Genomic DNA, 6,113 nt, shown 5'->3' with positions numbered 1-6,113 from the left:
ACGCCCGAAGCTCGGCCCGCTCATCCGACGACATCTCCACCGACACAGCCAACCACAACACATCTCAAGTAAAGACATCGGGATCACGAGACACTAGCCCGCCAGGCCTGGTCGACCAGGGAGGAGGACGTTGAACGGACGTCGCCACAGCGATCCATGTAGTAGGCGGTCGAGTAAGCTCCTCCGGATGGCAGAATCGACCAATACCCATCCGGTTCGCACCGTCCGGGTTGGTGAGCGAACCGCCGATATCGACGAGATGCTGGCGCCCCTGGTCGAGGCGCTCTGGCGCAACGGGTTTGAGACATTCACCAGCTGCCAGGACGCCGGTGAAAGCAACGCAGGCTGGACGGACACGTTGCCCCACATGGACGTGTACGTCCAGTCGCGCAAAGGATGGGCCTTCATCGACTTTCCCATCCAGGACGGCCTCCGGTTTCTCAGCGCCATCGCGCAGGCCGGCCCCCGTGACGCGTTCTACGTAAGAATGACGCACTGGGCTGCCCCACATGCCTGGGACGTCACGGTCAAACCGATGGACCTGGCGATGTTCGATGAGACCCTACCGTCGAGTTTTGCGCTGCGTCTGCTACAGGTCTGCTTCCCTGCCTCGGACCTGCCCGAGATCCTTCGACGGCTCGACCGGTACGAAGCCGGCGAGCTCGTCCCACCCGCACCTACGGACTGGACGACGGTTGGCCGGCCTCGACCGGTGACCGCTGTTCGGGTGGAGGTACGCGCCTTCGCGGATCTGGGGCCGCTACCCGCCGAGGAGACGGCCGAGCAGGACGATATCGAGGAACGAGAGCGGCGCCTGCACCAGATCGCCGGGCCGGTCACCGACGATGAAGCGCGGCTGCTGATTGACTGCTTCGGAGTCGACAGCTGCTACGGCTTGTCGTGGACGCTGCTACATCTTGTCGAGACGGCGCCTACATTCCGCATTGACGCCAAGCCGCCGGCCGGGGCCAACGAGTGGGTCGTGCGCCTGTGGCTACGAAACCGCAACGCGGTCCACGAGGCATAGGCGCGAGAGTCAGATGCCCGCCGACGGCAGTGCGCGATGCACGGTCGTACCGAAGAGGGGGGCCAACCGGCGAATGTCTGGGGGCATCGAAAGGCTTGCCAACGTCATCGTGCAAGCCCCAGCGAACCGGCCAAGCTGGCCTCAGTTCGGCCTGACTGATGGCGCCAGAAACCCCCGACGACCCCTCGCGCGGATGATCAACACAGTGGCTACCGCCGCCGATACCCAAACGGTCAGCCGCACCGGCAGAGCCATCAGGCTTTCCGGCGGTGGAGGCAGCGCCACCATCTGCAGTGCGGCGCCAGCAGGCACCAGTAGTGCCGCGAGTGTCCCGGCCAGACCGGGTCGCCGGATCAACGCACCGGCAACCCCGAGCGCAGGGCCGAGCACCACGCTGGCGATCAGCCAGTACCGGGTCGCCATGCCCCACCATGCACCGCCATCGAAGAGCACGTCCATGCCGTAGTAAGCGGTGGTGGCGAACACCAACGCGACTCCCCCGGCTACCGCGCCGCGCAGCATCCCCACAGCGGGTCGTGTACGCCGACTCACCAGCCAGCCCGCCAGCACAGCCGTCGCGGCCCATGCCCATCCTGCGTCGAGAACCAGGCTCACGAACTCTGCGACCTGCGACCAGCCACCACGCTCGGCGCGCGCAGTGCCAACTTCGCCGAGCCAGATCGGCACATGGTTCACAACCGAATCGACGGCACCCAACACCATCCCTACGACCGGTCCAGCCGCCACCCACCGCACGCGATCATGCTCCCGCATCATGGCAGTCAGTGTGCCGGAACCGGGCATGAGCGACTGGCCCGAGGTTTTCGACCAGAACGAGACGAGCCGCTGCTCCTCCTGCATCAGCAGCCCTTCAACCACCGGCTCAGCGAGCCAGGTGACGGTCAGGCCCCGCCGAGGTCCGTACAGTGTGCAATCGTCGCATCGTCCGCCGCCACGTCGTGGCACGCCTCCGCCTGCCGTACGCGATGGATGATCTCGGCGGGTCCGCTCGACGCCAGAATGGCCATGACCCCTGGCCAGTCGGCGAGCTGGAACCGGTCCACGATGCGGCTGGCTCCGTTGCTGAGCAGGGCGGCACCGGTCAGCTCGGAGACCGGACAGCTTCCGGTGAGCGCCTCGTCCGCCGCCTGCGGGTCGTCCTTGGCCAGCCAGAAGCCCCCCGGTTGGTTCCGGTTGGCACGCAGGTCCCGGAGGATCCGGTGGTACTCGTCGCTCCCCTCCGCGACACCCTTCAGCAGGGATTCGTACGACCGGCTGATGACCACCTCTCGGGGATCGGAGACGACGAGCGGGGCAGCGTCCGCTCTGTCGAGCACGACGACCGAGTCACCGAGCACCAGGTACTCGACGAGGCCGCCGGACAGGCGCAGGATGGCCACGGTCGCCGACGGACTAATCGGGTTGCCTACGTCGCAGGTGTCCCGGTGATCGTCCGTCACCTGTTCGATGGCCTCGGCCAGCAGCACCGAAAGGCTGCGGTCCCGCGCGAGTGCCAGCAGGCCGAGAAGGCTGCCGCCCAGGCGGCTGGCGTACCAGGCGACGCCGTGCCGGCAGATCGATTCGGTGCCGGGGATACCGGCACCGTCGATCAACACCGCTGCCGCCGGTAGGGCACCGGTGAAGTCCTCGTTCGCGCGGCCGGGCCGCGCAGCGCTCGTCATCGTCACCCGCATGTCCTGCCGCCGCCCTCCCGCCGACGAAGGCATCGACCTTAACAACCTCCGAGATGCACCGGGGCACCCGCGCCTGCCGCTGGTCCACACGTCACCGCAGGGTGAGCGGGGTCTCGGATTCGACGCGGGTCAGCTTCTCCGGGTTACGGACGTAGTAGAGGCCGGTGATCCGGGCGTCCTCGACCCGGACCGTTATGATGCCGTCGAGTTCACCGTCCAGGCGGACGACAAGCGCCGGATTGCCGTTGACCACGGTCGGTTCAACCGTGAGCGTGCCCTCGACCTTGCCCAGACCACCGAAGAACATGCGGACCACCTTCTCGGCACCGGTGACCGGTCGTAGCGCAGCGTGCTTGACGCCACCGCCGTCGCTCACGAGAACGACCTCAGGGGCGAGCACGTCGAGAAGGCCCTGTAGATCCCTGGTTTCGACCGCGCGCTGGAACGATTCCAGAGCCGCCCGGGTCTCGCTGGCGGAGACCACCTGGCGAGGGCGGCGGGAATCGACGTGCTGGCGGGCGCGGTGCGCGATCTGGCGTACGGCAGTTGGGCTCTTGTCGACAGCGGCTGCGATCTCGTCGTAGCTGAAATCGAAGGCCTCACGCAGCACGAATACGGCGCGCTCGGTTGGCGACAACGTCTCGAGGACGAGCATCAGCGCCATCGACACACTCTCGGCTAGCTCGATGTCCTCGACCACGTCCGGCGCGGTGAGCATCGGCTCGGGCAGCCAGGGACCGACGTACGCCTCCTTGCGTCGCCTCATGGCGCGCAGTCGGTTGAGCGACTGGCGGGTCGTGATCCGGACCAGGTAGGCGCGCTGGTCGCGTACCTGCCCCAGGTCGACCCGGACCCACCGCAGCCAGGTTTCCTGAAGAACGTCCTCCGCGTCGGCCACCGATCCGAGGATCTCGTACGCGACGGTGAAGAGCAGGTTGCGGTGGGCGACGAAGGTCTCGGTCGCCAGGTCGGTGGCGTGGTCGCTCAAATCCCGACCTCTCCCGTTCTCGGCCGGCCCCTGGTTGTCGGCGGTTCCGGCGACGGCATGCAGCTCACCGGAGACGTTCAATTGTGCATCCACGGCAGGGTCCTCCTTCGCTGGCAGCCGTTGGATCCGACCCACCTGTTGGTGTGATCGAGAATGGGACACCACCCGGCGCACGGCTGTGACACGCCAGGTTGCCGACGATCCGTTGCGCAGAGATCCGTTGATGAACGCATGCGTGCAGCGACGCTCCGTGATGCGGGGCGTCGCCGCACGACATGTGCTCCGACTCCGTCGTGGTCGGACCGGACCGACCATGGCGCCTGGCTAGGCTGTCTGTTCAGCGGCGGGCCGCGTCTCACGGCACTTCGCCCGCAGTTGCTGCTGACGCTGGTCATCCTTGAACCACAGGGAGCGCGAACCGGGCTTGCGCGCCTCGTACGCCAGTTGCTCGACGGTGTGCTTGACCACGAACTCCTTGAGTTTCGCCGCCGGGCGACCACCGAGGTAGAGCCTCATCGCGGTGTCGTTTCGGTGGGCGAACTGGAAGATGCCGGCGCGACGCCCCAGGCTGAGGCACTGGCCGGCGAACCCTACGTCGACCGGCTTGGGCTGCTGGCCCGCGATCCGGCTGAGTACCGTCTCGGCGGCCTGCGGGCCCAACTGAACCGCGGACTGGCAGCCCATCCGGTACGGCAGGTCCGACGGTGCCGCCGAGTCACCGGCCGCGACGATGCGTACGTCGTCCACGCTGGTCAACGTCTCGTCGGTGAGCAGGCGGCCCATGGAGTCCGTGCTCAGTCCACTGTGGCGGGCCAGGTCCGGCACACCGAACCCGGCGGTCCAGATGGTCACCTGGCTCGGCACCTCGCGGCCGTCGCTGAGCTGTACGGCATCACGCGTCACAGCGGTCACCTGCGTGTCGGGGCCGTCGAGTACGGTCACCCCGAGCTTGGCCAGCCACCTGGCAACCGAGCGTCGCCCCCGCGAATGCAGGTACGGACCGAGTACCCCGCCGCAGACCAGGGTCACGGCATGTCCCGCCTCTGCCAGTTCGGCGGCGGTTTCGATGCCGGTCGGACCAGCTCCGACAACCGTTACCGGGGCCGTTGCCGGCACGGCGGCGACGACCGTCCGTAGCCGCTGCGCCTCCTCCAGGGTGGCGATCGGGTAGGTGAACTCCGCCACCCCGGGCACACGCGGATGGGCGCTGCCACTGCCCACCGCGTAGATCAGATAGTCGTAGCCGACCGTGCCGCCCGACGCCAGCGTCACGCCGCGCCCGCCCGCGTCGATCCGGGTCACGGTGTCGACCAGCAACCGGACACCGTCGGCCAGGATCCTCCGGTAGTCGACGACCGCGTCGTCGGACCCGCCCACCAGTTGGTGCAGGCGGAGCCGCTCGACGAAGGTCGAGCGCGGGTTGATCAGGGTCACTGTCACGTCGTCGCGCTGCGTCAGGCGGTTGGCTGCCATTACGCCGGCGTATCCGCCGCCGATCACGATGACATCGGTCTTCCCAGTCATGGTGTCTCCTTCAGTTCGAGGGGTTCAGCCTCGAGACACCGTGTGATCGATCGTTGTGACAGCGCGTGAGGCACGTCACTCTACGGACGTGGCGCGCCGGTGACCTGCGAGCAGCACGAGGGCCTCACGGATCGTTCCGAGCCCATCGCGACCCACGGCTCGTTCCGAGCCCATCGCGACCCGGGCCCGCTCGCCGGAATCAGGTCGCCACGATGTCGGACGGCCTCGGGCTTTCGCCCGCGACTACGCCGGTACCACCCCGGCCTGAACGGGCCGCAGACCACTGAAGATGACCGACGCCAGCCGGTCGGCGTGCCCGGGGTCGGACAGGTTGCCGTACAACCAGGCCGCTGCGCTGATGAGGGCAAAGACGTCGTCCGCCGACACGTCGGCCCGGATCACCCCGGCCGCTCGGGCCCGTTCGACCAGTGCCCCACCGGCTTCCGACATCCGTTTGCACGCCTGGTGCAGCGCGGAGGTCGCGTCGTCGAGGCTGCCCAGCAACTGGTCGGCCAGTCCGCTGTAGGTCGCGCCGTGCTCGGCGACAGCCCGCATCCACCGGTCGAGCGCCTCGTCGGGCGGGGTGGTCCGGTCGGCCAGGAGTTCGTCGCCCAGGACGAATACGGCATCCTGCCGGTCGGACAGCAACGCCATCAGCAGGGCGTGCCGGTTGGGGAAGTGGGCGTAGAGCGTACCGATGGCGACCTTCGCCCGCCGGGCGATCTGCTCCAGCGAGGCCTGGGTGCCCTGTTCCCGCAGAACAGCCTCGGCCTCGGCCAACAGCCGTTCGCGGTTACGCCGCGCGTCCGCGCGTGGACGCCGTACCGGCGTCGGTCGTGATGACTCCGACATAACTTGAGTGGTCCTCGACTTACTGCTA

6 protein-coding genes are annotated in these 6,113 nt (G+C 67.8%); 1 reads left to right on the top strand and 5 read right to left on the bottom strand.

What is annotated here, in order from left to right; translation table 11 throughout:
- Positions 1 to 187: 187 nt before the first annotated feature.
- Positions 188 to 1,027, top strand: a complete 840-nt coding sequence (locus ACFQ4H_RS30710) for a hypothetical protein (protein ID WP_377577855.1) — start codon at positions 188 to 190, stop codon at positions 1,025 to 1,027.
- A gap of 141 nt (positions 1,028 to 1,168) precedes the next feature.
- Here ACFQ4H_RS30710 and ACFQ4H_RS30705 read toward each other — a convergent pair whose 3' ends face one another.
- The 5 genes from ACFQ4H_RS30705 to ACFQ4H_RS30685 all read right to left on the bottom strand — a co-directional run bounded on the left by ACFQ4H_RS30705 (position 1,169) and on the right by ACFQ4H_RS30685 (position 6,085).
- The gene (locus ACFQ4H_RS30705; protein WP_377577853.1) at positions 1,169 to 1,906 is read right to left on the bottom strand and encodes a hypothetical protein; all 738 of its coding nucleotides are present in this window, start codon (positions 1,904 to 1,906) and stop codon (positions 1,169 to 1,171) included.
- Positions 1,907 to 1,929: 23 nt separating this feature from the next.
- Entirely contained in the window at positions 1,930 to 2,709 is a 780-nt protein-coding gene (locus ACFQ4H_RS30700; protein ID WP_377577858.1) for a hypothetical protein, read from the bottom strand.
- Positions 2,710 to 2,812: 103 nt separating this feature from the next.
- Complete coding sequence (locus tag ACFQ4H_RS30695) at positions 2,813 to 3,802, bottom strand: RNA polymerase sigma-70 factor (RefSeq protein WP_377577850.1); 990 nt, start codon at positions 3,800 to 3,802, stop codon at positions 2,813 to 2,815.
- Positions 3,803 to 4,033: 231 nt separating this feature from the next.
- Entirely contained in the window at positions 4,034 to 5,233 is a 1,200-nt protein-coding gene (locus ACFQ4H_RS30690) for an NAD(P)/FAD-dependent oxidoreductase (RefSeq protein WP_377577848.1), read from the bottom strand.
- A gap of 243 nt (positions 5,234 to 5,476) precedes the next feature.
- A complete protein-coding gene (locus ACFQ4H_RS30685; RefSeq protein ID WP_377577846.1) occupies positions 5,477 to 6,085 on the bottom strand; it encodes a TetR/AcrR family transcriptional regulator in 609 nt (202 codons plus the stop codon).
- Positions 6,086 to 6,113: the final 28 nt, after the last annotated feature.

The sequence above is a fragment of the Micromonospora sonneratiae genome (assembly GCF_042679305.1).
Taxonomy (GTDB): domain Bacteria; phylum Actinomycetota; class Actinomycetes; order Mycobacteriales; family Micromonosporaceae; genus Micromonospora_H; species Micromonospora_H sonneratiae.
This window is presented reverse-complemented; position numbering and strand designations above follow the sequence as displayed.